The sequence below is a fragment of the Martinezella lusitana genome (assembly GCF_014207095.1).
GTDB lineage: Bacteria > Pseudomonadota > Alphaproteobacteria > Rhizobiales > Rhizobiaceae > Rhizobium > Rhizobium lusitanum_B.
Map to the genome: position 1 here is coordinate 600,704 of NZ_JACHBG010000001.1, position 21,139 is coordinate 621,842.

The window sequence follows — 21,139 nt, forward strand, 5'->3', positions numbered from 1 at the left end:
GAAGCATCAAAGGCTTAAGGCTCATAGCGAATCTAAAAATTCGCGACGCGCCTCAAGCAACGGCGGCGGATATGCCGTGAGACTCTCCGGTAAAAGCAAGCTGGACACGTTCCCTGCGTGTCTGGCTTGAACCCGGTTAAGGCTTGTAGTTGTGCGCTTTTTGCCACGTCCTTCCTTCACCCTGCGTCACATGTAACGCGCCGGGCATTTGCGCCATTGACGGCGGGGCAATACACGCTATGAACCACGCGCACTTGTGGTATTTTAGCAATTGCAGCATGGCGCGTTTTCCGTGGCGGTATGGCAGGGCAAGTTTCATGTCGAACGACACGAATTGGCCATATTGCTATGACAGCGGAAACTAACGGCAAGCGGCGTTCTCAGGTTCCGATTTTCCGACCCTCAAATCTGCACTTCGCAATATTATGATAGTTCGCGGTGAAGTTCTTGATGGTGCCTTAAGGGAACGGATCGTACTGAGTTGCGTTACTTGGCGCACACCGCGCTGTTTACTGCTTCCTCTCTAAGCTGCGTATGTCTGGATCGCAGCGTTGAACGGTTGGGATATGTCGAAGAAAAACGGAATTGAATCATTCTCGCGCCGCTCGTTCCTGCGGTCGGCTGCAACGTTCGGCGCTGCTGCATTGGCTGCGCCGGCTCTCGCGCAAAATGCATCACCGCTGGAAGCGCTGATCAATGACCGTTCTCGTGGCAATTGGGATGATCAGTTCGATGCCAAGGCTGCGGCGCGCACGGCGGCAGCCGTTCTCTCGAATACACCGATCCTTGGGCCTGACTCCGTTCCGAATATTCAGCAGGCGATCGCTCAGTATCAGAGCATCGTCGCCAATGGCGGCTGGCCGCAGATCAGCCCCACCAGCCAGCAGGCGCTGCAGATCGGTGTGACCGATCCTGCTGTGCAGTCGCTGCGTCAGCACCTGATGGTCAGCGGCGACCTGCCGCGCGAAGCGGGTATCTCCTCGTCTTTCGATTCCTACGTAGATGGCGCCGTTAAGCGTTTCCAGGCCCGCCATGGTCTGCCGCCGGATGGTGTCATCGGCGAATTCACGCTGAAGGCAATGAACATTCCCGCCAATGTCCGCCTGCAGCAGCTCAACACCAACCTCGTTCGCCTGCAGACGTTCCCGTCCGATCTCGGCCGTCGTCACGTCATGGTCAACATCCCGGCCACTTACGTCGAGGCCGTTCAGGATGGTCAGGTGGCGCTGCGCCATGAAGCGATCGTCGGCCGGCAGTCGCGCCCGACCCACATCATCAATTCGAAGATCTACGAGGTCATCCTCAACCCGTACTGGACGGCGCCGCGCTCTATCGTCGTCAAGGACATCGTGCCGCTGATGCGCAAGGATCCGACCTATCTGAAGCGGAGCAACATCCGCCTCATCGACGGCAAGGGTCAGGAAGTCGCGCCGGAGACGATCGACTGGAATTCGGACAAGGCGCCGGACCTGATGTTCCGCCAGGACCCGGGCAAGACCAACGCCATGGCGTCCACGAAGATCAACTTCCACAACCCCAACAATGAATACATGCACGACACGCCCGAGCAGGGCCTGTTCAACAAGTTGATGCGTTTCGACAGCTCCGGTTGCGTCCGCGTTCAGAACGTGCGCGACCTGACGAACTGGCTGCTTATGGACACGCCCGGCTGGCCGCGCCAGCACATCGAGCAGGTGATCGCCAGCCGCGTCAACACGCCGATCACGCTGGCGACGGAAGTTCCGGTCTACTTCGTCTACATCTCCGCCTGGAGTGCCCGCGACGGCATCGTGCAGTTCCGCGACGATATCTATCAGCTCGACGGCAATGCCGAGCTGGCGCTCGACACGACGCAGGGCATGGAGCAGCCGGTTCAGTAATCGCCCTTTCGTCTCTATTGTTGCCAAAGCCGCGTCCCTGGGCGCGGCTTTTTCATTGGCCGGAGCCGCTCTGCGTAGAATGCTTACTGCGCCGCGCGTCCTTGGGGCGCGCGAAGGACGCAGTAAGACTTTGAAATGGCGCATAATCCTTCCCGAGAATCTTGGTCGATTACGGGATTATACGCGCAAATGTCGCTGATCGTATTGCTCTCCGGCGACCCTGACGCTAATACCGTCTGCATTGCCGTCCCGGCCGTTCAGGAGCTTTCACGATGACAAATGCGTCCACCGAATCCTTCTTCAATCGCTCGCTTGCCGACACCGATCCGGACATCTTTGGAGCGATCGGCAAGGAGTTGGGTCGCCAACGTCACGAGATCGAGCTGATTGCCTCGGAAAACATCGTCTCGCGCGCCGTGCTGGAAGCGCAGGGCTCGATCATGACGAACAAGTATGCCGAAGGATATCCGGGCAAGCGCTATTATGGCGGCTGCCAGTTCGTCGATATCGCAGAAGAGCTCGCCATCGAGCGCGCCAAGAAGCTGTTCGGCGTTAACTTCGCCAACGTTCAGCCGAACTCCGGTTCTCAGATGAACCAGGCCGTGTTCCTGGCGCTGCTGCAGCCGGGTGACACCTTCATGGGCCTCGACCTGAATTCGGGCGGCCACCTCACGCACGGTTCGCCGGTCAACATGTCCGGCAAGTGGTTCAACGTCGTTTCCTACGGCGTGCGCGAAGGCGACAACCTGCTCGACATGGATGAAGTGCAGCGCAAGGCCGAAGAAACCAAGCCGAAGCTGATCATCGCCGGCGGCACCGCTTATTCCCGTATCTGGGACTGGAAGCGCTTCCGCGAGATCGCCGACAGCGTCGGCGCTTATCTGATGGTCGACATGGCCCACATCGCCGGTCTCGTTGCCGGTGGCCAGCATCCGTCGCCGTTCCCGCATTGCCATGTTGCCACGACGACGACCCACAAGTCGCTCCGCGGCCCGCGCGGCGGCATGATCCTCACCAATGAAGAGGATCTGGCGAAGAAGTTCAATTCGGCCGTCTTCCCCGGCCTCCAAGGCGGTCCGCTGATGCATGTCATCGCCGCCAAGGCCGTTGCTCTCGGCGAAGCACTGCAGCCGGAGTTCAAGGATTATGCCGCGCAGATTGTCAAGAACGCCAAGGCGCTCGCAGAAACGCTGATCTCCGGCGGCGTCGACGTCGTCTCCGGCGGCACCGACAACCACCTGATGCTTGTGGACTTGCGCAAGAAGAACGCCACCGGCAAGCGCGCCGAGGCGGCTCTCGGCCGCGCCTACGTCACCTGCAACAAGAACGGCATCCCGTTCGACCCTGAAAAGCCCTTCGTCACCTCGGGTGTCCGTCTCGGCACGCCGGCTGGCACGACCCGCGGCTTCAAGGAAGCCGACTTCCGCGAGATCGGCAATCTGATCATCGAAGTGCTCGATGGTCTGAAGGTTGCCAATTCCGACGAAGGTAACGCTGCCGTCGAGGCTGCCGTACGCGAGAAGGTGGTCAAGCTCACCGACCGCTTCCCGATGTACGGCTACATGGGCTAAGGAGGGCGCATGCGCTGCCCCTATTGCGGTACGGAAGATACCCAGGTTAAGGATTCGCGCCCGGCGGAGGATAACACCTCCATCCGCCGGCGGCGGATCTGCCCGGATTGCGGCGGTCGTTTCACGACCTTCGAGCGCGTGCAGCTGCGCGAGCTGATGGTCATCAAGAAGACCGGCCGCAAGGTGCTTTTCGATCGCGACAAGCTGGTGCGGTCTTTCGAGATCGCACTGCGCAAGCGTCCGGTCGATCGCGACCGCATCGAGCGCGCCGTTTCCGGTATCGTCCGCCGTCTCGAAAGCTCGGGCGAGACCGAAATCAGTTCGGAACAGATCGGCCTGCAAGTGCTGGAGGCGTTGAAGAGTCTCGATGACGTGGCCTTCGTACGCTATGCCTCCGTCTATCGCGATTTCTCGCATGCCGAGGATTTCGAGCACGTCATCAACGAGATCAACGCCAAGATCGCCCGCGATCCGCTGGACCCTTGACCATGACGCAGCTGCCGGAAGACGAACGTTTCATGGCGGAGGCTATCCGCCTGTCGCGTGAGCATCTGGGGCTGACATCGACCAATCCGTCGGTCGGTTGCCTTATCGTCAAGGACGACATTGTCATCGGCCGTGGAGTGACGGCCGTTGGCGGCCGTCCGCATGCCGAGCCCCAGGCACTGGCCGAGGCCGGCGAAGCGGCGAGGGGCGCCACAGCCTATGTGACGCTCGAACCCTGCTCTCACTACGGCAAAACGCCACCCTGCGCCGAGGCATTGATCGCCTATGGCGTCGCGCGTGTCGTCATCAGCGTCACCGATCCCGACCAGCGCGTCTCCGGGCGCGGTATCAACATGCTGCGCGCCGCCGGTATCGAAGTCGAGACCGGGGTTCTGGAGACGGAGGGCCGGCGATCGCTCGCCGGTTACCTCATGCGTCAGACGAGAAACCGGCCCTATGTGACTCTCAAGCTTGCCGTTTCCGCCGATGGCATGATCGGCAGGGTAGGCGAGGGGCAGGTTCGTATCACCGGCGATGCCGCCCGCGCAGAGGTGCAGATGTTGCGCGCCGAAAGCGACGCCATCCTCGTCGGCATCGGCACGGCGATATCAGACGATCCGGAATTGACCTGCCGGATTCCCGGTCTGGAAGACCGCTCACCCCTGCGTATCGTCATAGATGAACAGCTGCAGCTGCCCCTTGGCAGCAAGCTGGTGCAGACGGCGCGCAGATACCCGGTCATCGCTGTCGCCGCTCATCAACCGTCTTTTGATGAGAACACCGATGCCGCATTTCTGGGCCGTCGGGCGGCCCTCGATGCGGCGGGCGTCGAAGTTCTGCAATCGAATTCGAATGAGCCGGGCGAGCTTCTTGAGGCACTCGGCACGCGCGGCATCTCCTCGCTGCTGTTGGAAGGTGGTGCCAGGACTGCGCGGCGTTTCCTCGATGCGGATCTCGTCGACCGCATCCTGCTGTTTCAGGGGCCGGCGACTATTGGCAAGGGCGGTATTGAATCCCCCGTCCTGAAATCCAATATCCCTGCCAGTTTCATACATATAGGAGAGAGCCGCTTTGGCGACGATCTCTGCGACGAATATGAAAGAGGTTTTTGATGTTTACCGGAATTGTCACCGACGTCGGGACTGTCGAATCCATTTCCCCCATGCAGGAAGGCATCAAGCTGCGCGTTGCCACCAATTACGATCCGGCAACGATCGACATGGGGGCTTCGATCTCGCACGCCGGCGTTTGCCTGACTGTCACCGGCTTGCCGGAGCAGGGCAGCAACGGCCGTTGGTTCGAGGTCGAGGCCTGGGAAGAGGCCCTGCGCCTGACGACGATCGGCACCTGGGAAGCGGGCCGCAAGATCAACCTCGAGCGCTCCCTCAAGATCGGCGACGAGCTCGGCGGTCACCTCGTGTCCGGCCATATCGACGGAAAAGCGGAAATTCTCTCGGTGACGCCGGAAGGTGAGGCCACACGCTTCCGCCTGCGCGCGCCGGAACATCTCGCCAGGTTCGTGGCGCCGAAGGGTTCGGTTGCGCTCGACGGCACCTCGCTCACGGTCAACGCCGTCGATGGCACGGAATTCGACGTCTTGCTGATCCGCCATTCGCTTGAGGTTACGACCTGGGGCGAGCGCAAGGCTGGCGACTTCGTCAACTTCGAAGTCGATACCATGGCGCGTTACGCCGCCCGTCTGGCGGAATTCCCGGCTGCACGCGAAGAAGCTTGAGCCGCCCGCGCCAGGTGTTTCGGACTCGTTCTTTGGACCGCTTCGGTTTTCCTACCGCAGCGGTTTCTCCATAAGAAAATTGATGAAGGTTTGGCCACGCTTTTGTACCTGCTGCATGGTCATGACTAAAAAGCCCCTGCGCTCGAAGAAGGGACGGGCGGTCAGACTGGCTTCGGTGAAAATTCGCGACAGGCTCCGTTCGCGAGCGGCCTGCTCGACCGTCGCAAGTAATAGGCTGGCGACACCTCTTCCCTGATAGTCGGGATCGACGAACATCATGTCGAGGCAACCATCCGCTTTAAGATCGGTAAAGCCGACAGGTGTTGAACCATCCATTGCAAGCCAGGTCGGCCGGCTTGCCCTATACTGTGCCCATACCTCGCCATCATCGACTTTCGCCCATGCGGTGATCTGCGCCGGGCTGTAATCTCTCGAGGCGACCTCGCGAATGGCCCGCAGAAAAATATCGATCGTGGCCTGCGCATCACCGGGATCGTAAGCCTTGACCGAGAATTTGTCTTGTGAAGCCGGCATGTCATGCCCTTCATATCAGGCGTAGCGTTCGAACATCGCGTTTGGTTTGTCTTTATAGATGGCGTCACCGATCCGGCGAAAACCAATTTTCTCGGCCACGCGCAGCGATGATCCATTTTCGAGATCGATGATACAGGTCATGCGTCGGCCGGCGAATTGCCTGCCGGCCCAGGCGATCGCCGCATTCATGGCTTCCGTCGCATAGCCCTTGCCCTGCATCGGCGGCGTAATGCCCCAGCCGGATTCCAGCGTGCCTTCCGTCGTGGGCGTCATGTCTCGGTGCAGATCGAGAAAGCCCACTTCGCCGATAAGCTTGCCGCTTTGCCGCTCCTCGACGGCGAAGAAGCCGAAGCCGAGATGATGCCATAGGCCGGCATGACGCAGGAGGCGAGCCCAGACCTGCTCGCGCGTTAGCATTTCGCCACCGATGAAGCGTGCAAGATCCTTATTTTGCCAGAGGGCCAGGAATTCGTCGAATTCGTCCAGCCTGTGACCGCGCAGCAGGAGCCGGTCGGTCGTCAATGTCGGAATGATGGTCATGGGGCTTAAAACTTTGCTGAAATTGTTTTTGTCGATGCTCAATCATTCGTCGTGCGGGCATTCGTCGTGCCGGGCTCGCCGTCCCAGTAATCGAGATTGGTGTCAGCGGCACGAGCGATGGCACGGAACGTCGTCTTACCGTCGGTGTAGGTCTTGGCCAGGAACTTGCCGGAATCCGGATACTCGACGATTTCGGTTTTCGCCTTCGTGGAAATGGCGAGATAGATTAGGACGGCGGGGCCGGTGTTGATCAACTGATGCGCTGTCTCCGGGCCGCCTGCAGGTGCGCCGAGCACGTCACCCTTGCTGACGGCGACACGGTGATCGCCAAAGCGATATTCGCCTTCACCGTCGAGAATGACGAACATCTCCTCCTCGACGTGATGATTGTGAAACGGACAGCCGGATTTGCCCGGCGGCACTTCGTTGTAGCTGACCCCTAGATTCTTCAGTCCGAGCATCGCGCCGAACGACGTATCGCTGCCGGCAAAGAAGCTGCCTTGTTGCCAGTGATCCAGTTCAAGGTCGCCGACATTGACGGCGGGTATTGATTTTTTTGTCATGAGCCTCCCTCTCACAGGCCGGAAATTATTATCGAAGCGGTTGCGTCTGCGGAAGCCACAATTTCTGCGGAGCTCCGATCATTTCCAAATAGGGCTGGAATCGGCATGGACCATTGAAAAACACTTGCCAAGCGCGGCCCGCCGTGGTTTGACCCGGCCTAATAAGGTGCCGCGCCCTCTCAATCCTCAGGTGATGTATGTCCAGCTCTTCGAATGCCCACATTCTCATCATCGAAGCCCGCTTCTACGATGATATGGCCGACGCTCTGCTCGACGGCGCAAAGACCGCGCTTGATCAAGCCGGCGCGACCTATGATATCGTAACCGTTCCCGGTGCGCTGGAAATCCCGGCAGCGATTGCCATGGCGCTCGATGGGGGCGACAATGGCGGTGTGATCTATGATGGCTATGTTGCCCTCGGTATGGTCATTCGCGGCGAGACCTATCATTTTGACATCGTCGCAAACGAATCCTCGCGTGCGCTGATGGATCTGGCCGTCAGCGAATCGCTCGCGATCGGCAACGGCATTCTGACCGTCGAGAACGACGATCAGGCTTGGGCGCGTGCGCGCCGTTCGGACAAGGACAAGGGCGGTTTCGCCGCCCGTGCGGCGCTGACCATGATCGCGCTGAAAGAGAAGTTGGGTGCATAATTCATGAGCAATCAGGATAACGAGCGACCCGCAAAGCCCGCCAATCAGCGGGGCGCAGCACGCCTCGCGGCGGTGCAGGCGCTCTATCAGATGGATATCGGCGGAACAGGTGTTCTGGAGGTGGTGGCCGAATACGAGGCGCACCGTCTCGGGCAGGAGCTGGACGGCGAGACCTATCTGAAGGCAGATGCCTCCTGGTTCCGTTCCATCGTGTCGGGCGTCGTGCGCGAGCAGACCCGGCTCGATCCGCTGATCGGCTCTGCCCTTCAGGACGACTGGGCTCTCTCGCGCCTCGACAGCACCGTCCGCGCCATCCTGCGCGCCGGCACCTTCGAGCTGCTCGACCGCAAGGACGTGCCGGTTCCGGTGATCGTCACCGAGTATGTCGAGATCGCACATGCCTTCTTTGAAGAGGACGAACCGAAGCTTGTGAATGCGGTTCTCGACCGAATCGCCAAGCAGGTTCGCGGCGACGCCAAGAAATAGGCCCGCCTGAAGGCGCGGCCCATGCCGGGTTGCGCTTTCGTTTCCTTCGTTCGCGTCTGATTTCATCTTCGAATCTTCTTTTGAACCTCCTGCGGGTGTTTTACCTGCGGGCGGTCTTGACGCGACGTTTTCCCGACATCAATCTTGCATTGCACATTGGTCGATCACCCTGGAGGAGGGGATTGGTCGATGTCGCAGGCGGCCGGGGGAGGAGTGAACCGCCGGCTTTTTTGGAGGGAAAAAGCGAAATGTCGATTCTTTTAGGAGTGATCGCATGCGGACTGCTCTCGGTCATCTATGCCGTATGGGCAACCCGGTCGGTGCTCGCTGCCGATCAGGGCAACGCCCGCATGCAAGAGATTGCCGGTTATATTCGTGAAGGAGCGCAGGCTTATCTTGCGCGTCAATATAGAACTATTGCCATCGTCGGGGTCATTGTTTTCATTGCTGCATGGCTCCTTTTGTCGTCCGAAGCCGCTTTTGGTTTCCTGATCGGCGCAATCCTCTCAGGCGCCGCAGGGTTCATCGGCATGCATGTCTCCGTGCGCGCCAATGTCCGCACGGCCCAGGCCTCGTCGCAAAGCCTGTCCGCCGGCCTCGATATCGCCTTCAAATCGGGTGCCATCACCGGCATGCTGGTTGCAGGCCTGGCTCTGCTCGGCGTTTCCATCTACTTTTACTTTCTGATCGGCGTTCTCGGTCATGAGGCCGGGTCGCGCGACGTCATCGACGCGCTGGTCGCCCTCGGCTTCGGCGCTTCGCTGATTTCAATCTTCGCCCGTCTCGGCGGCGGCATCTTCACCAAAGGTGCCGATGTCGGCGGCGACCTCGTCGGCAAGGTCGAAGCCGGCATTCCCGAGGACGATCCGCGCAACCCTGCCACCATTGCCGATAACGTCGGTGACAACGTTGGCGATTGCGCCGGTATGGCGGCTGACCTTTTCGAGACCTACGCGGTCTCGGTTGTCGCGACCATGGTTCTGGCCTCGATCTTCTTTGCCGGCTCGCCGCTGCTCGGCGCCGCAATGATTTATCCGCTGGCGATCTGCGGCACCTGCATCATCACCTCGATCATCGGCACCTTCTTCGTGAAGCTTGGTGCTAATGGCTCCATCATGGGCGCTCTGTACAAAGGCTTGATCGCTACCGGTGTCCTCTCGATCATCGGTCTCGGGGCTGCCACTTCGCTGACCATCGGCTGGGGGTCGCTAGGCACCATCGCAGGCTTTGAAGTCACCGGCACGAGGCTCTTTGCCTGCGGTATCGTCGGCCTCATCGTGACAGCCTTGATCGTCGTCATCACCGAATACTACACCGGCACCAATAAGCGCCCGGTCAACTCGATCGCCCAGGCCTCCGTCACAGGCCACGGCACTAACGTCATCCAGGGTCTTGCCGTCTCGCTCGAATCGACGGCACTGCCGGCGATCGTCATCGTCGCCGGCATCATCGCCACCTATCAGCTCGGTGGCCTGTTCGGCACCGGCATTGCCGTCACCGCCATGCTCGGCCTTGCCGGCATGATCGTAGCGCTCGATGCCTTCGGCCCGGTGACGGACAATGCCGGCGGTATCGCAGAAATGTCGCATCTTCCGCCGGAAGTACGCAAATCCACCGATGCCCTGGACGCGGTCGGCAACACCACCAAGGCCGTCACCAAGGGCTATGCCATCGGCTCGGCCGGCCTCGGTGCGCTGGTATTGTTCGCCGCCTATTCCAACGACCTGCAGTATTTCGCAGCTCACGGCGACAAGTTCCCTTACTTCGCCAATGTAGGCACGATCTCCTTCGATCTTTCCAACCCCTACGTCGTTGCCGGGTTGCTGTTCGGCGGTCTTATCCCCTATCTCTTCGGCGGCATCGCCATGACGGCCGTCGGCCGCGCTGCCGGTTCGATCGTGGAGGAAGTGCGCCGGCAGTTCCGTGAGAAGCCGGGCATCATGCAGGGTACGGAGCGTCCCGACTACGGTCGTGCCGTCGACCTGCTGACCAAGGCCGCCATTCGCGAGATGATTATTCCGTCGCTGCTGCCAGTGCTTGCGCCTGTTGTCGTCTATTTTGGCGTTCTGCTTATTTCCGGCTCCAAGGCTTCGGCTTTCGCAGCCCTTGGCGCTTCGCTGCTTGGCGTCATCATCAACGGCCTGTTCGTCGCCATTTCCATGACCTCGGGCGGCGGTGCATGGGACAATGCCAAGAAGAGCTTCGAAGACGGTTTCGTCGACAAGGACGGCACGCGTCATATGAAAGGATCGGAAGCGCACAAGGCATCGGTGACGGGCGACACCGTCGGCGATCCCTACAAGGATACGGCTGGCCCTGCGGTCAACCCGGCGATCAAGATCACCAATATCGTCGCATTGCTGCTGCTGGCCATCCTTGCCGGATAAGGAAAGCAAACAGACAGCATAGAAAAACCCGCGGGGCAGTGCCTCGCGGGTTTTTCCGTAGAATAGCGTCCCGACTTATTGGCCGGGATTGAGGTTGTTGAGGAAGTTCCTCGCGCCGTTCACGCCGTTGCCGCCGCCCTGCAGGATCTGTTGCAGGAAGGTCATGTCGCGGCCGCCGGTCGGCGTCGTGCGGCTGATCATGTCGAAGAGCTTGCCATCCTTCAGCGTGTAGTTGGCTTCCTGCTTCACGATGCCGTCCTTGTCGAAGTAGATCGCCAGGATGTTCTGGTCGACGAGCCTCGGCTTCATGAATGCTGCGGCGCGGGTGCGCTTCTGCGAGATGTAATAGAAGACTTCGCCGTCGAAGGTTGCGGTCGTGGAAGGTGTGCCGAGCGAGAGCAGAACCTGCTCGCGGCTCGAGCCGACCGGCGCAAGCGCCAGCGATTGCGGATCGAAGATGTAGCCGTTGTTCATGACCTCGCTGGTCTTGCAACCCGAAAGGCCTATGGTCGCAATCACCAGGGCGATGGCGGCAGTGCTGCTGAAAGATATGTCAGACTTGAAATACCGTCTGGTCAACGACATCTCATCTCCCCTAATGAATCAATCCGATGGCCGGACGGCCGATATGACCTTGCTGTGCACATCATTGTGTCCTTTCCGCGATTGAAAAAGGCACAAGACGCTGTTCGGCACTCTTCATCACCAATCATTCACAACGTAACGACGGTTAAGGGCAGGAGCCTCGAAGCGGGCACAAACGGCATTGCAATTCGCGCCTGCTTCGGTAAACCAGCTTTAGCGTGGATGCAACAAGGCCAAGCAAAAACGGCGCGCTCTGAATGAGCCAATACCGGGAATTCTCATGATTTTTGGGCTCTTTCGCAAAAGAAATCACAATCAGATCATCGTCGTCAGGCAATATGAGCTTCTGACATCGGCGGCGCGTCAGCCGGTTTTCTATACCGACTATGATGTGCCCGACACGGTGATGGGGCGCTTCGAGTTGCTTTCCGTCGTCATGATCCTGTTTTTTCGCCGCACGCGGTCTTCCGCGACCAGCGGCCAGGAGCTTGCACAGGAAATCGTAGATGCGTTTTTCGAGGATATCGACTATTCGATCCGCGAACTGGGAATCGGTGATAACAGCGTGCCGAAACGCATGAAGAAACTGGCCGGCATGTTTTATGGTCGGCTCGAAAGCTATGCGACCGCCATGGACGGCGACGATCGCGATGCTCTAGCCACGGCGCTTCGACGCAACATCTATCCGAAAGCGGACCAGGGTGCACCGTCGATGGTCACGCTGGCCGATTGGATGATGCAGGCGGAGGCGCATCTGGCCGCCGTGACGGAGGCGGAACTTGCCACGGGTTCCGCCGTACTGCCACTGCCGGCCGGACGTGGCCAAGAGCAGTAACAGGAGACTGGAATGAAAACACACGGTTCCGACGAAACACCCTTTTCCTATCTCGTGAAGGTCGGCCACATCTCGGCCAATCCCGTCGACGTGCATGTCGAAGCGGATAAGCGCGAGCTTGCCGGTTTGGCAGAGCTTTGGGATGTGCTGTCCGTGGAAAAGCTGGAGGCCGATCTCAAGATTTCGCGCTGGAAGCGCGATGGCGTGCGGGTCAAGGGAAACGTGAAGGCAAAGATCGTCCAGGCCTGCGTCGTAACGCTCGATCCGGTCGAATCGGACATTGACGAGGATTTCGAGCACATCTTCGTGCCGGAGGATTCCAAGCTGGCGCGCGCGCCGTCGTCGGATGCGGGAGAAATGGTGCTCGATCCGGATGGTCCAGACCTTCCGGAGACATTCACCGGCGATACGATTGATGCCGGTGCGGTCGTTACGGAATTCGCCGCTCTTGCCATCGATCCTTATCCGCGCAAGCCCGGTGTCGAGTTCGAAGGGCATATAGAAGATACCGGTGAAAACGACAGGAAGCCTTCGCCGTTCGCAGTTCTGAAAGACTGGAAAAAGGACTAGGTTCGGGTGCTGATCGAGCACAATTCTGTTGTAACCGGGGGAGAAAACGGTATTTTGACGCCAAATTCGTCGGTCTCGGCGAAGAAAAAGGACTAGGGACGCGTGATCAGAATTTCTCTTGACCTAATGGGTGGCGACTTCGGCCCTGAGGTTGTTGTTCCCGGCGCGGCCAAGGCGCTGGATAGGCATCCCGATATTACATTCATTATGTACGGACAGAAGGATCGCTGCGAAGCGGTCCTCGCCAAATATCCCAAGCTTCGCGAAAAATCGGTCTTTCACGAATGCGAAGTTGCCATCAGCATGGATGAGAAGCCGAGCCAGGCGCTCCGCCGCGGCCGCTATGTTTCCAGCATGTGGCGCTCGATCGACGCCGTGAAGGCGGGTGATGCCGATGTTGTCGTTTCCGCCGGCAACACAGGCGCGCTCATGGCGATGGCTAAATTCTGTTTGCGCACCATGGCCAATATCGAACGTCCGGCAATCGCGGCGATCTGGCCGACGCTTCGTGGCGAAAGCATCGTACTCGATGTCGGTGCCACGATCGGCGCCGATGCGCAGCAGCTGCTCGACTTTGCGCTGATGGGCGGAGCGATGGCGCGTGCGCTCTTCGAGATCGAGCGTCCGACCATCGGCCTGCTGAATGTCGGGGTCGAGGAAATCAAGGGACAGGAAGACGTCAAGGATGCCGGCCGCCTGATTCGCGAAGCCAATCTTGAGTCACTGGAATATTTCGGCTTCGTCGAGGGCGACGATATCGGAAAGGGCACTGTGGACGTCGTGGTCACGGAAGGCTTTTCCGGCAATATCGCGCTGAAAGCGGCGGAAGGCACTGCCAAGCAGATCGGCTCGTACCTGCGCGCGGCCATGTCGCGCACGTTGCTGGCGCGCATCGGTTACGTTCTTGCCAAGGGTGCCTTCGATCTGCTGCGCGAGAAGCTCGATCCGAGCAAGGTCAACGGCGGCGTCTTCCTCGGCCTTAACGGCATCGTCATCAAGAGCCATGGCGGCGCGAATGTCGAAGCTTTTGCGGCCGCCGTCGATGTCGGCTATGACATGGCCAAGAACGGTTTGACGCAGAAGATCGAAAACGATTTGAAGAAATACCATGCCAAACGGCTGCCCCCCATCGGGCCGGAAGCGGCATGAGCTACGGGGTACAAGCAGAATGATCCGTTCAGTTGTTCGCGGATTTGGGGCGGCGCTCCCCAAACGCGTCATGACCAATGCCGAGATGGAACAGGTCGTCGATACCAGCGACGACTGGATTGTCCAGCGCACAGGTATCCGTCAGCGCTATGTTGCCGGCGAAGGCGAAACCACGGCGTCGCTGGGCGAGCAGGCAGCGCGTGCCGCTCTCGCCAATGCCGGTATGACGCCTGATGATCTCGACATGATCATCGTCGCGACGTCGACGCCCGACAACACTTTTCCGGCAACCGCCGTCAATATCCAGAACCGGCTCGGCATGCATCATGGCTTTGCCTTTGACGTTCAGGCCGTCTGCACAGGCTTTGTCTATGCCGTAACCACTGCCGATGCCTATATCCGCGGGGGCCTTGCCAAGCGTGTTCTCGTGATAGGCGCGGAGACATTCTCGCGCATCCTCGATTGGACCGACCGCACGACTTGCGTTCTCTTCGGTGACGGCGCTGGTGCGCTGATCCTCGAGGTGGCCGAGGGAAGTGGCGCCAACAGCGATCGCGGCGTGCTGGCGGCAAGCCTGCGTTCCGACGGCGCCCACAAGGACAAACTTTACGTGGACGGCGGGCCGTCTTCGACGGGCACGGTCGGCGTTCTGCATATGGCGGGACGGGAAGTCTTCAAGCACGCGGTCGGCATGATCACCGACGTCATTCAGGCTGCCTTCGACGCAACCGGCGCGAAGGTGGACGATCTGGACTGGCTGGTGCCGCATCAGGCCAATCGCCGCATCATTGACGGCTCCGCCAAAAAACTTGGAATTGCTCCCGAGAAGGTTGTGGTCACCGTCGATCTTCATGGTAATACCTCCGCCGCCTCCATCCCTCTGGCGATCGCGACAGCTGCCGGAGACGGACGAATCAAGAAGGGCGATCTGGTGATGCTGGAGGCCATGGGCGGCGGCTTTACCTGGGGAGCGGTGCTGCTGCGCTGGTAGCGCCGTATCCCTAAAAGCCGATTCCGAACAAGAGCTTGACCGTTTGGCGCAAGGGCAATAGTCTCGCTAGGCTTGAATAAGATTACCAATCAGTATGGGCGGGGAGCTATGACGGGCAAGACAGTGACGCGCGCGGATTTGGCGGAGTCAGTATTCCGGAAAGTCGGCCTCTCCCGCACGGAGTCGGCAGAGCTCGTCGAGACGGTGATCGATGAAATTTGCAACGCCATCGTGCGCGGCGAAACGGTGAAACTTTCGTCCTTCGCGACGTTTCAGGTGCGCGACAAAAATGAACGCATTGGTCGAAATCCAAAGACCGGCGAGGAAGTGCCGATTTCTCCGCGGCGCGTCATGACATTCAAGGCATCGAATGTCTTGAAGAGCAGGATCCTCAAGGCGCATGCCAGCCGCAAGGCGAAGGTAAGGCCTGCGAATCCCGCTTCCTGATCTGCCGGAAAACTGATTTTCCTTGGGCCGTATGCCTTGCGCTGCGGCCTTTGTCTTAAGGTTTTGCGGCTTGCTTGTGCAGCAGCTGCAGAGACCACTTGAATTTCCTCTGCCAAACCGTTGAAATATGATGATTCGTATCTCGATAGGATGCGACGTCGATATCCGTTTTTGTGCGATGCGGCCCGGGCGGCGCCGCAATTGCGCTGTGGGAGTATGATGATGGACAAGAGCCCGGATGCATTTCGCACGATCAGCGAAGTCGCGGAAGACCTTGATCTGCCGCAGCATGTCCTACGGTTCTGGGAGACGCGTTTCCCGCAAATCAAGCCGATGAAGCGCGGCGGCGGCAGGCGTTATTATCGGCCTGAAGACGTCGACCTGCTGAACGGCATCCGCCATCTGCTCTACGATCACGGCTATACGATCAAGGGCGTTCAGAAGCTCTTGAAGACCAATGGCAACAAGTTTGTCATCGCGGTGGGGCACGGGGACCTTGCAAGTGTCGAAGCGCTTGCTTCTGCAGCGCAGGAGCACGCTCCCGTCGAACCACGCGTCAGCTCTGCCAATCCGGAAGAGGATCAGGTCGTCGGCCGTGCCAAGGCGCCAATCAGCCGCCGCTTCTTCAATTTCGTGAGCGGAGACGACGGCGTGCCGGATGTTTCCATCGGCAAATCCAGTGTCGGCAAGGAAGACCGGGCCTTGCTGCAGGAAACGCTTTACGACCTTCTGGAATGCAAGCGTCTGCTGGATCAGGTGCGGTAGTACCACGAGCTGCCGCGTAGACGACCCGCCCGGATGTGTGCATGGGATGCGACCATGTTAAGGCAATCCGTGCCTCCTGTGGGCCACCTTACCGTCGCGAGGCGGAGTTCCGTTTCGTCATAATACGCCTGCGCAAATCTACGTGACAAATTTGTCACGTACCGGTGCTTCTGTGCCCAAGAAGTTAGTTTGCTAACCTTCTCAACTTGCCCGACCCAAACCACAGGTTCAGTCTGACCATGAAGCTTCGCTGCTTCGCCCTTCAAAGAAGGGAAAAAGCCAGTCGGGCCATGGAGGGGCAAGAGGTTGCCTGCCGGGAGACTCCATCCCTGATGGATCGTCGAATGGAGATATCATGAACATCAAGAGCCTTCTTCTCGGCTCCGCCGCTGCTATTGCCGCAGCGAGCGCCGCCCATGCTGCAGATGCAATTGTTTCCGCTGAACCAGAGCCCCTGGAATATGTCCGGATCTGCGATGTCTACGGCACCAGCTATTTCTACATTCCCGGCACCGAAACCTGCCTCAAGATCGGCGGCAAGGTCCGCACCGAAGGCGAGTGGTACGACGCCTTTAATCCGCGCAGCAAGGTGGGTACACTCTGGCACGAGCGTGTCGAACTCAATGTCGATACAGCCACCGACACCGAATATGGTGCGCTGAAGACGAACACGGTCTTCCGCTGGGAGTGGCACGATGGAGGTGCGACATCCTCCAAGCTGCTCTTTGCCAATATCAGCCTCGCAGGCTTCACGGTCGGCAAACTCGACTCGCAATTCAATCTCTATGCTGGCTATGCCGGCGACGTCATCAATGACGACGCGATCTATGACGGCCCCTACGAATTGAACCAGCTGACCTACAATTATGATGCCGGTAACGGCTTTACCGCCGTGATTTCGCTGGAAGACAGCAACTCCACGACCGACGGTCAAGCCTCCTATGGCGCGGGTTGGTGGACGGACGACAAGTCCAATCACTATACCCCCGACGTCGTCGCCGGCTTCGGCTACAAGACTGGCGATTGGGGCTTCAAGGTCGTCGGCGGTTATGACTCGATCGTCGAGGAGGGCGCCATCAAGGCGCGCATCGATGCCAAGTTCGGCGGCGTGGAAGCCTTCCTGATGGGTGGCTGGAATACGGACGGCGACAAGCTGAACAAATATGCCGGCACGAACCAGGATATTTCCGCCTGCACGACATCGGGCGGCGCCGTCAATGCCGCCAAATGCGGTTGGGGAGACTGGGCTGTTTGGGGCGGCGTCGGTGTTCCGATCAACGAAAAGCTGAAATGGAACCTGCAGCTCGCCTATACGGAATCGAAGATTTTCGAGGCGACGACGAACCTCAAATTCAATCCGGTCAAGGATCTGCTGGTCGAACCCGAGGTGACCTATATGCACTACGACTTCATCAAGGATGATACGGTTGCCGGTATTCTTCGTTTCGAACGGAATTTCTGATTTGGGCTGATGTGATGGTCTCCGTCTGCGGCAATGCCGGCGGACGGGAACCGGCCGGCAAGGGTTTCACTAGGCGTGAGAGGAGTTTGCGAGTCAGAAAGCAACCTTGAGCTATTAATCATGATGCCAACTACGCGCATAGCTTGATGAGCTCGGCTTGCCAAATATTACCTTTGGCTGTAGTTCGATCCTTCGGGGTTGTATTATTTGTGCCGGAGGGAATATGCGTATACGCGCCACCATGGCGGCTAGCCTTGTCGCCGTTTCAACCATTCTAGCGAGCTGTCAGACGCCGCAGGAATCAGCGATGAATGCCGAAATGACCTGCCAGTCTCAAGGGTTCCGCCCGGGCTCGCAGCGCTACAATCGTTGCGTCGGGTCCACCTATCAAGCCAATCGCGCCCAGGCGCAGCAGGCTGAAAATCAGGCTGCCGGCCTTGCGGCAGCAGGTATTATCGGTGGCGTCCTGATTGGCGCCGCCGTCAGCGACAGCCGTCATCATCATCGCCGCGATTACGACCGGCCCTATTACCGCCGTTGCTATCGCTGCTGGTAAAAGTCGCTCGCAGCTTCGTATGACAATGGAAAACTCCGCCGATTCAACCCGGCGGAGTTTTCATTTCTGTTGCATGCCGGTCAAAACGGCGTCACTTCCTCGCGGCTGACCAGCTTAAGGCTGCGGTCGGGTTGGAGGATGTAGGTTTCGTAGATATCCTGTCCCCATTGGTTGGTGAAGCGATGCGCGATCCGGGTGCCGGGAGGCGATTGCGTCAGCTTCGTATGCGGCTGACCGCCATAGGTAATGCTGCCGGGAATGGGTTGCAGGGGGGCGGTTGTGTTGCATGCGGCAAGCAAGGGTCCGCATACTAAAAGGGCTATGAAGGGCCTCATTGTCCTGGCTTTCTGCACGTGTCCGGTCCCTGCGAAATCATCGCGCAATAAAGACGGGACAGCATCTATGAGTGTGATTTCAAATTACTATATAAAGGTAATATCGGCGCGTCCGGTGGCAAGGTTCTCACGCAGATTTGCTTGGCGCTGCGGCCCGATTTCGAAGGAGTCGCTTATGTTTACGATTGCAAGATCGATAACTGCCGCAGGCTTCGGTTTGCTGCTGGCGGCTGGTGCCGCTGTGTCGGCCGGCGCCATCACCATGCCGGCATTGTCGGTGCCCCAACAGTCCGACGTCATCCAGGTTCATGATCACGGCCATGGGCATTGGCATCACCACAACCGATGGGGTGGCGGGCATCGGTTTCATGGTTCTGACAGCTACTATGATGATGATTCAGACAGCGGCGTGCTCTTCAAATCCTTCGTGACCGGCACCCTGTTCAGCTGGCAGCGCGATCGTGGCTACTACGATAGCCATGCCCGCAGCTGCGCAAGCCGCTATCGTTCCTATAATCCTGCGGACAATACTTACCAGCCGAGCCATGGGCCGCGGCAGGCATGTCGCTGAGCGTGAACTTTTTCTGAGTGAGCCGCTACTTTTCGCTTGCTTCGGCTAACGCTAGACTCTAAACGAAACAAGCCGTTTCGGCAGGTCGGGGCGTAGCGCAGCCCGGTAGCGCACTTGACTGGGGGTCAAGGGGTCGCTGGTTCGAGTCCAGTCGCCCCGACCATTTATCTCCTTGAACTCCCAATCAGATTTTCAATAGCTAGCCGCACCACGAGGATGACTGGCCAGTCCAGCGCCGCGCGAGTCCTTCGGAAACCATTTGATCGCCGATCGAGCGGCCGGCACGCATGGCGATGCGTAGCTTGCCGCCATTCAGGTCGTCGCGACGGTTGCTGCCGGAAAGTACGAAAGTCCCGTCATTCAGAATGGCCTGCAGGCGCAGCTTGGCGGCAACGGCCTTTTGTTTTTCGCCTGGGCAGCGTGCAGCCTCAACGCCCGGTACGTCGATATCGGCGAGCTGGATCCTTATCCCGTCCTGCCAGAACGTATTGCCGTCCACCACGCAGTTGGTGCCCGAACCGGCGCTGCAAAGCACGAAGCGGCCGCCCGTCTGCGCCCGCATGCCGGGGCGATCGATCGCCGGTCTGTTGATCGGCAGCGCCACGGGGATCGCGGCCGTTGCCGCCGGAATGGCTGCCGGTGGCACGGGAAGGGCAGGGGTGGCGCGGGGCTCCGGGATAACCGCTGCGGTCTTGATCTTCGGTTTTACCGCCGGCGTCGGTGCGTCCTGGGTCATCTTCGGCATGCCGGCAACCGCACCGGCATGGGCGAGCATGGAAGGCATATCCTTACGGTGTTGGTAGGCATACATGCCGCCCACTATCGCCAGGCCAACGAAGCCCCACAGCCATATCGAACCTCCCGCCTTGGGTTGCGGTTTGCGCCGAACGCGTCGTTTCGCTTTAGCCATAGTGTCGTCCCTCGATTGCGGGGAGATTATCGCTGCGATTTCTTACCGATCCGTTGGCTTTTCGTTCTCCGATGACGGGACCACAGGATTCCTATTTCGTTGAAGCCGTCGATGGTTTCAGCTTCACCGACATCGTCACCTGTCCGTTGACGGAAAGCTTCAGTCCCCGACCATCGAAATTATTGACCGACGTATTGCTCGACATGGCGCTGATTTCACAAGCGTCCGCTATGGTAGCGAGCAGGGTGCCGCAGCTGCTTGCGGCGATCTTGTAGAAGGATTTCAAAGCCTTCTCCTGCTGCTCCTCGTTGTCGCCATCCGGCACGGAGTAGGACAGCGATATTCCCGATTGCACCGAAATATATCCGTCCGGCAGCTGGCGAGGATTGCGTAAGGGCAGGTTCTGAAAGTTCTGTGCAAGGGCTGGCAGCGTTGTGGCGGCAAGCAGCAGGCCGAGTGTAGCGGGCATTAAAAATCTGGTCATTGTCGTCTCTCCTGTTCAGTCGGTTTATCGCAGATATGGATGAAGACGGGGTGATGACCTAACCTAAAATTGTACGTCCGGGCTGAGTCTCGGCATTGCATTCGAATCAGCAGCCCCCGACCATGTAATTGCTTCCTTGCCAACTCTGGGGCCGAAGCGCATAGTCCAGTCCTGCTGTAGAGTATGAAGCCGGCGCCGAGGGGGTGCCGCATTCTCTTACTCAAAGGACGAGACCGCGCGAATGCTGGAAACCCCTATCCATCCAAGGGATTTGCCTTTGTTTTCGGACGATCTCGATCGTCTGGAGAAGGTGCTGGATACTGTCTGCCGAGATCGCGGCATCGATTCGCGTGGCGTGCAGGCAGAGCGGCTGGGCGCGTTGATCATCCAGCTTTATCGTCAGGGCGTGAAGGACGATGCGAAGCTGCTTGCGCTTGCAAGGGCTTATTTCTGACACATCAGCGTTTTTTTATGGTCTTGAATCTAATCGATTTAAGCTGATTTCACATAGCTGCAATGATGCTTTGTCGCTGTTCGAAGCGACAATTCCACCCTATATATGCTGCATTGCACAAAGAGAGTTCGTCTCTCGATGTTACCGATTCCCTTTGGGAGCGGTGCGCGGCCGTCGCGACAAAGGAAAA

25 protein-coding genes and 1 tRNA gene are annotated in these 21,139 nt (G+C 59.0%); 19 read left to right on the forward strand and 7 right to left on the reverse strand.

From position 1 onward, the window contains the following. Nucleotides 1–566: 566 nt before the first annotated feature. The 5 genes from GGD46_RS02920 (at nt 567) to GGD46_RS02940 (ending at nt 5,672) form a co-directional block, all read left to right on the forward strand. The gene (locus GGD46_RS02920; protein WP_184701641.1) at nt 567–1,880 is read left to right on the forward strand and encodes a murein L,D-transpeptidase; all 1,314 of its coding nucleotides are present in this window, start codon (nt 567–569) and stop codon (nt 1,878–1,880) included. 272 nt (nt 1,881–2,152) lie between these two features. Next, the gene (glyA, locus tag GGD46_RS02925) at nt 2,153–3,451 is read left to right on the forward strand and encodes a serine hydroxymethyltransferase (protein ID WP_184701643.1); all 1,299 of its coding nucleotides are present in this window, start codon (nt 2,153–2,155) and stop codon (nt 3,449–3,451) included. Between the two features lie 9 nt (nt 3,452–3,460). Beyond that, nucleotides 3,461–3,937: a transcriptional regulator NrdR gene (gene nrdR / locus GGD46_RS02930; RefSeq protein WP_068385764.1), complete on the forward strand. Its 477-nt coding sequence runs from the start codon at nt 3,461–3,463 to the stop codon at nt 3,935–3,937. A gap of 2 nt (nt 3,938–3,939) precedes the next feature. Beyond that, on the forward strand, nt 3,940–5,049 hold the full coding sequence (gene ribD, locus GGD46_RS02935; protein ID WP_184701645.1) for a bifunctional diaminohydroxyphosphoribosylaminopyrimidine deaminase/5-amino-6-(5-phosphoribosylamino)uracil reductase RibD: 1,110 nt from the start codon (nt 3,940–3,942) through the stop codon (nt 5,047–5,049). Further along, nucleotides 5,049–5,672 (forward strand): riboflavin synthase, encoded by a 624-nt coding sequence (locus GGD46_RS02940; RefSeq protein ID WP_184701647.1) that lies wholly within the window; start codon nt 5,049–5,051, stop codon nt 5,670–5,672. Before ribD ends, GGD46_RS02940 begins: the two co-directional genes overlap by 1 nt. Before the next feature lie 51 nt (nt 5,673–5,723). On the opposite strand, the gene GGD46_RS02945 is transcribed toward GGD46_RS02940, so the two are convergent. From GGD46_RS02945 to GGD46_RS02955, 3 genes are read right to left on the reverse strand one after another with little or no spacing between them, the layout of a single operon-like run. Next, on the reverse strand, nt 5,724–6,206 hold the full coding sequence (locus GGD46_RS02945; RefSeq protein ID WP_184701649.1) for a GNAT family N-acetyltransferase: 483 nt from the start codon (nt 6,204–6,206) through the stop codon (nt 5,724–5,726). Nucleotides 6,207–6,221: 15 nt separating this feature from the next. After that, nucleotides 6,222–6,746, reverse strand: a complete 525-nt coding sequence (locus tag GGD46_RS02950; RefSeq protein ID WP_184701650.1) for a GNAT family N-acetyltransferase — start codon at nt 6,744–6,746, stop codon at nt 6,222–6,224. 38 nt (nt 6,747–6,784) lie between these two features. Beyond that, a complete protein-coding gene (locus tag GGD46_RS02955; RefSeq protein ID WP_184701652.1) occupies nt 6,785–7,309 on the reverse strand; it encodes a cupin domain-containing protein in 525 nt (174 codons plus the stop codon). Nucleotides 7,310–7,506: 197 nt separating this feature from the next. Between GGD46_RS02955 and ribH the strand changes: the two genes are divergently transcribed. From ribH to GGD46_RS02970, 3 genes are all read left to right on the forward strand, one after another. Beyond that, nucleotides 7,507–7,962 (forward strand): 6,7-dimethyl-8-ribityllumazine synthase, encoded by a 456-nt coding sequence (gene ribH, locus GGD46_RS02960; RefSeq protein ID WP_184701654.1) that lies wholly within the window; start codon nt 7,507–7,509, stop codon nt 7,960–7,962. Nucleotides 7,963–7,965: 3 nt separating this feature from the next. After that, entirely contained in the window at nt 7,966–8,448 is a 483-nt protein-coding gene (nusB, locus tag GGD46_RS02965) for a transcription antitermination factor NusB (RefSeq protein WP_184701656.1), read from the forward strand. A 248-nt stretch (nt 8,449–8,696) separates the two neighbouring features. Continuing rightward, a complete protein-coding gene (locus tag GGD46_RS02970) occupies nt 8,697–10,835 on the forward strand; it encodes a sodium-translocating pyrophosphatase (RefSeq protein ID WP_184701658.1) in 2,139 nt (712 codons plus the stop codon). Between the two features lie 75 nt (nt 10,836–10,910). Here GGD46_RS02970 and GGD46_RS02975 read toward each other — a convergent pair whose 3' ends face one another. After that, complete coding sequence (locus GGD46_RS02975; protein WP_184701660.1) at nt 10,911–11,420, reverse strand: outer membrane protein assembly factor BamE; 510 nt, start codon at nt 11,418–11,420, stop codon at nt 10,911–10,913. A gap of 280 nt (nt 11,421–11,700) precedes the next feature. On the opposite strand from GGD46_RS02975, the gene GGD46_RS02980 reads away from it, so the two are divergent. The 8 genes from GGD46_RS02980 (at nt 11,701) to GGD46_RS03015 (ending at nt 18,195) form a co-directional block, all read left to right on the forward strand. Continuing rightward, nucleotides 11,701–12,255, forward strand: coding sequence for a ubiquinol-cytochrome C chaperone family protein (locus GGD46_RS02980; RefSeq protein WP_184701662.1), 555 nt, complete (start codon nt 11,701–11,703; stop codon nt 12,253–12,255). A 12-nt stretch (nt 12,256–12,267) separates the two neighbouring features. Then, the gene (locus tag GGD46_RS02985) at nt 12,268–12,825 is read left to right on the forward strand and encodes a DUF177 domain-containing protein (protein ID WP_184701664.1); all 558 of its coding nucleotides are present in this window, start codon (nt 12,268–12,270) and stop codon (nt 12,823–12,825) included. 102 nt (nt 12,826–12,927) lie between these two features. After that, nucleotides 12,928–13,974, forward strand: a complete 1,047-nt coding sequence (gene plsX / locus GGD46_RS02990) for a phosphate acyltransferase PlsX (protein ID WP_184701666.1) — start codon at nt 12,928–12,930, stop codon at nt 13,972–13,974. 19 nt (nt 13,975–13,993) lie between these two features. Next, nucleotides 13,994–14,965: a beta-ketoacyl-ACP synthase III gene (locus GGD46_RS02995; protein WP_184701668.1), complete on the forward strand. Its 972-nt coding sequence runs from the start codon at nt 13,994–13,996 to the stop codon at nt 14,963–14,965. Nucleotides 14,966–15,073: 108 nt separating this feature from the next. After that, on the forward strand, nt 15,074–15,412 hold the full coding sequence (locus GGD46_RS03000) for an integration host factor subunit alpha (RefSeq protein WP_184701670.1): 339 nt from the start codon (nt 15,074–15,076) through the stop codon (nt 15,410–15,412). A gap of 216 nt (nt 15,413–15,628) precedes the next feature. Further along, nucleotides 15,629–16,177, forward strand: coding sequence for a MerR family transcriptional regulator (locus GGD46_RS03005; protein WP_184701672.1), 549 nt, complete (start codon nt 15,629–15,631; stop codon nt 16,175–16,177). Between the two features lie 355 nt (nt 16,178–16,532). Continuing rightward, complete coding sequence (locus GGD46_RS03010) at nt 16,533–17,639, forward strand: porin (RefSeq protein ID WP_184701674.1); 1,107 nt, start codon at nt 16,533–16,535, stop codon at nt 17,637–17,639. Between the two features lie 223 nt (nt 17,640–17,862). Then, nucleotides 17,863–18,195, forward strand: a complete 333-nt coding sequence (locus tag GGD46_RS03015; protein WP_184701676.1) for a hypothetical protein — start codon at nt 17,863–17,865, stop codon at nt 18,193–18,195. A gap of 80 nt (nt 18,196–18,275) precedes the next feature. Here the strand turns inward: GGD46_RS03015 and GGD46_RS03020 are convergent, their stop codons facing one another. Then, nucleotides 18,276–18,530, reverse strand: a complete 255-nt coding sequence (locus GGD46_RS03020; RefSeq protein WP_184701678.1) for a hypothetical protein — start codon at nt 18,528–18,530, stop codon at nt 18,276–18,278. A 175-nt stretch (nt 18,531–18,705) separates the two neighbouring features. Here GGD46_RS03020 and GGD46_RS03025 point away from each other — a divergent pair, with 175 nt between their 5' ends. Together GGD46_RS03025 and GGD46_RS03030 are read left to right on the forward strand one after the other, a co-directional pair. Further along, nucleotides 18,706–19,101 (forward strand): BA14K family protein, encoded by a 396-nt coding sequence (locus GGD46_RS03025; protein ID WP_184701680.1) that lies wholly within the window; start codon nt 18,706–18,708, stop codon nt 19,099–19,101. 86 nt (nt 19,102–19,187) lie between these two features. Beyond that, nucleotides 19,188–19,264 (forward strand) — tRNA-Pro (locus GGD46_RS03030). Between the two features lie 36 nt (nt 19,265–19,300). Here the strand turns inward: GGD46_RS03030 and GGD46_RS03035 are convergent. Continuing rightward, entirely contained in the window at nt 19,301–20,011 is a 711-nt protein-coding gene (locus GGD46_RS03035) for a thermonuclease family protein (RefSeq protein ID WP_184701682.1), read from the reverse strand. Between the two features lie 91 nt (nt 20,012–20,102). Then, complete coding sequence (locus GGD46_RS03040) at nt 20,103–20,495, reverse strand: hypothetical protein (RefSeq protein ID WP_184701685.1); 393 nt, start codon at nt 20,493–20,495, stop codon at nt 20,103–20,105. Nucleotides 20,496–20,736: 241 nt separating this feature from the next. On the opposite strand from GGD46_RS03040, the gene GGD46_RS03045 reads away from it, so the two are divergent. Next, nucleotides 20,737–20,949 (forward strand): hypothetical protein, encoded by a 213-nt coding sequence (locus GGD46_RS03045; RefSeq protein ID WP_184701687.1) that lies wholly within the window; start codon nt 20,737–20,739, stop codon nt 20,947–20,949. Nucleotides 20,950–21,139 lie beyond the last annotated feature (190 nt).

What these genes read in the sequence shown, in the direction of transcription:
- GGD46_RS02920 (WP_184701641.1), top strand. Translation starts at nt 567, where the DNA reads ATGTCGAAGAAAAACGGAATTGAATCATTCTCGCGCCGCTCGTTCCTG.
- glyA (WP_184701643.1), top strand. Translation starts at nt 2,153, where the DNA reads ATGACAAATGCGTCCACCGAATCCTTCTTCAATCGCTCGCTTGCCGAC.
- nrdR (WP_068385764.1), top strand. Translation starts at nt 3,461, where the DNA reads ATGCGCTGCCCCTATTGCGGTACGGAAGATACCCAGGTTAAGGATTCG.
- ribD (WP_184701645.1), top strand. Translation starts at nt 3,940, where the DNA reads ATGACGCAGCTGCCGGAAGACGAACGTTTCATGGCGGAGGCTATCCGC.
- GGD46_RS02940 (WP_184701647.1), top strand. Translation starts at nt 5,049, where the DNA reads ATGTTTACCGGAATTGTCACCGACGTCGGGACTGTCGAATCCATTTCC.
- GGD46_RS02945 (WP_184701649.1), bottom strand. Translation starts at nt 6,206, where the DNA reads ATGCCGGCTTCACAAGACAAATTCTCGGTCAAGGCTTACGATCCCGGT.
- GGD46_RS02950 (WP_184701650.1), bottom strand. Translation starts at nt 6,746, where the DNA reads ATGACCATCATTCCGACATTGACGACCGACCGGCTCCTGCTGCGCGGT.
- GGD46_RS02955 (WP_184701652.1), bottom strand. Translation starts at nt 7,309, where the DNA reads ATGACAAAAAAATCAATACCCGCCGTCAATGTCGGCGACCTTGAACTG.
- ribH (WP_184701654.1), top strand. Translation starts at nt 7,507, where the DNA reads ATGTCCAGCTCTTCGAATGCCCACATTCTCATCATCGAAGCCCGCTTC.
- nusB (WP_184701656.1), top strand. Translation starts at nt 7,966, where the DNA reads ATGAGCAATCAGGATAACGAGCGACCCGCAAAGCCCGCCAATCAGCGG.
- GGD46_RS02970 (WP_184701658.1), top strand. Translation starts at nt 8,697, where the DNA reads ATGTCGATTCTTTTAGGAGTGATCGCATGCGGACTGCTCTCGGTCATC.
- GGD46_RS02975 (WP_184701660.1), bottom strand. Translation starts at nt 11,420, where the DNA reads ATGTCGTTGACCAGACGGTATTTCAAGTCTGACATATCTTTCAGCAGC.
- GGD46_RS02980 (WP_184701662.1), top strand. Translation starts at nt 11,701, where the DNA reads ATGATTTTTGGGCTCTTTCGCAAAAGAAATCACAATCAGATCATCGTC.
- GGD46_RS02985 (WP_184701664.1), top strand. Translation starts at nt 12,268, where the DNA reads ATGAAAACACACGGTTCCGACGAAACACCCTTTTCCTATCTCGTGAAG.
- GGD46_RS02995 (WP_184701668.1), top strand. Translation starts at nt 13,994, where the DNA reads ATGATCCGTTCAGTTGTTCGCGGATTTGGGGCGGCGCTCCCCAAACGC.
- GGD46_RS03000 (WP_184701670.1), top strand. Translation starts at nt 15,074, where the DNA reads ATGACGGGCAAGACAGTGACGCGCGCGGATTTGGCGGAGTCAGTATTC.
- GGD46_RS03005 (WP_184701672.1), top strand. Translation starts at nt 15,629, where the DNA reads ATGATGATGGACAAGAGCCCGGATGCATTTCGCACGATCAGCGAAGTC.
- GGD46_RS03010 (WP_184701674.1), top strand. Translation starts at nt 16,533, where the DNA reads ATGAACATCAAGAGCCTTCTTCTCGGCTCCGCCGCTGCTATTGCCGCA.
- GGD46_RS03015 (WP_184701676.1), top strand. Translation starts at nt 17,863, where the DNA reads ATGCGTATACGCGCCACCATGGCGGCTAGCCTTGTCGCCGTTTCAACC.
- GGD46_RS03020 (WP_184701678.1), bottom strand. Translation starts at nt 18,530, where the DNA reads ATGAGGCCCTTCATAGCCCTTTTAGTATGCGGACCCTTGCTTGCCGCA.
- GGD46_RS03025 (WP_184701680.1), top strand. Translation starts at nt 18,706, where the DNA reads ATGTTTACGATTGCAAGATCGATAACTGCCGCAGGCTTCGGTTTGCTG.
- GGD46_RS03035 (WP_184701682.1), bottom strand. Translation starts at nt 20,011, where the DNA reads ATGGCTAAAGCGAAACGACGCGTTCGGCGCAAACCGCAACCCAAGGCG.
- GGD46_RS03040 (WP_184701685.1), bottom strand. Translation starts at nt 20,495, where the DNA reads ATGACCAGATTTTTAATGCCCGCTACACTCGGCCTGCTGCTTGCCGCC.
- GGD46_RS03045 (WP_184701687.1), top strand. Translation starts at nt 20,737, where the DNA reads ATGCTGGAAACCCCTATCCATCCAAGGGATTTGCCTTTGTTTTCGGAC.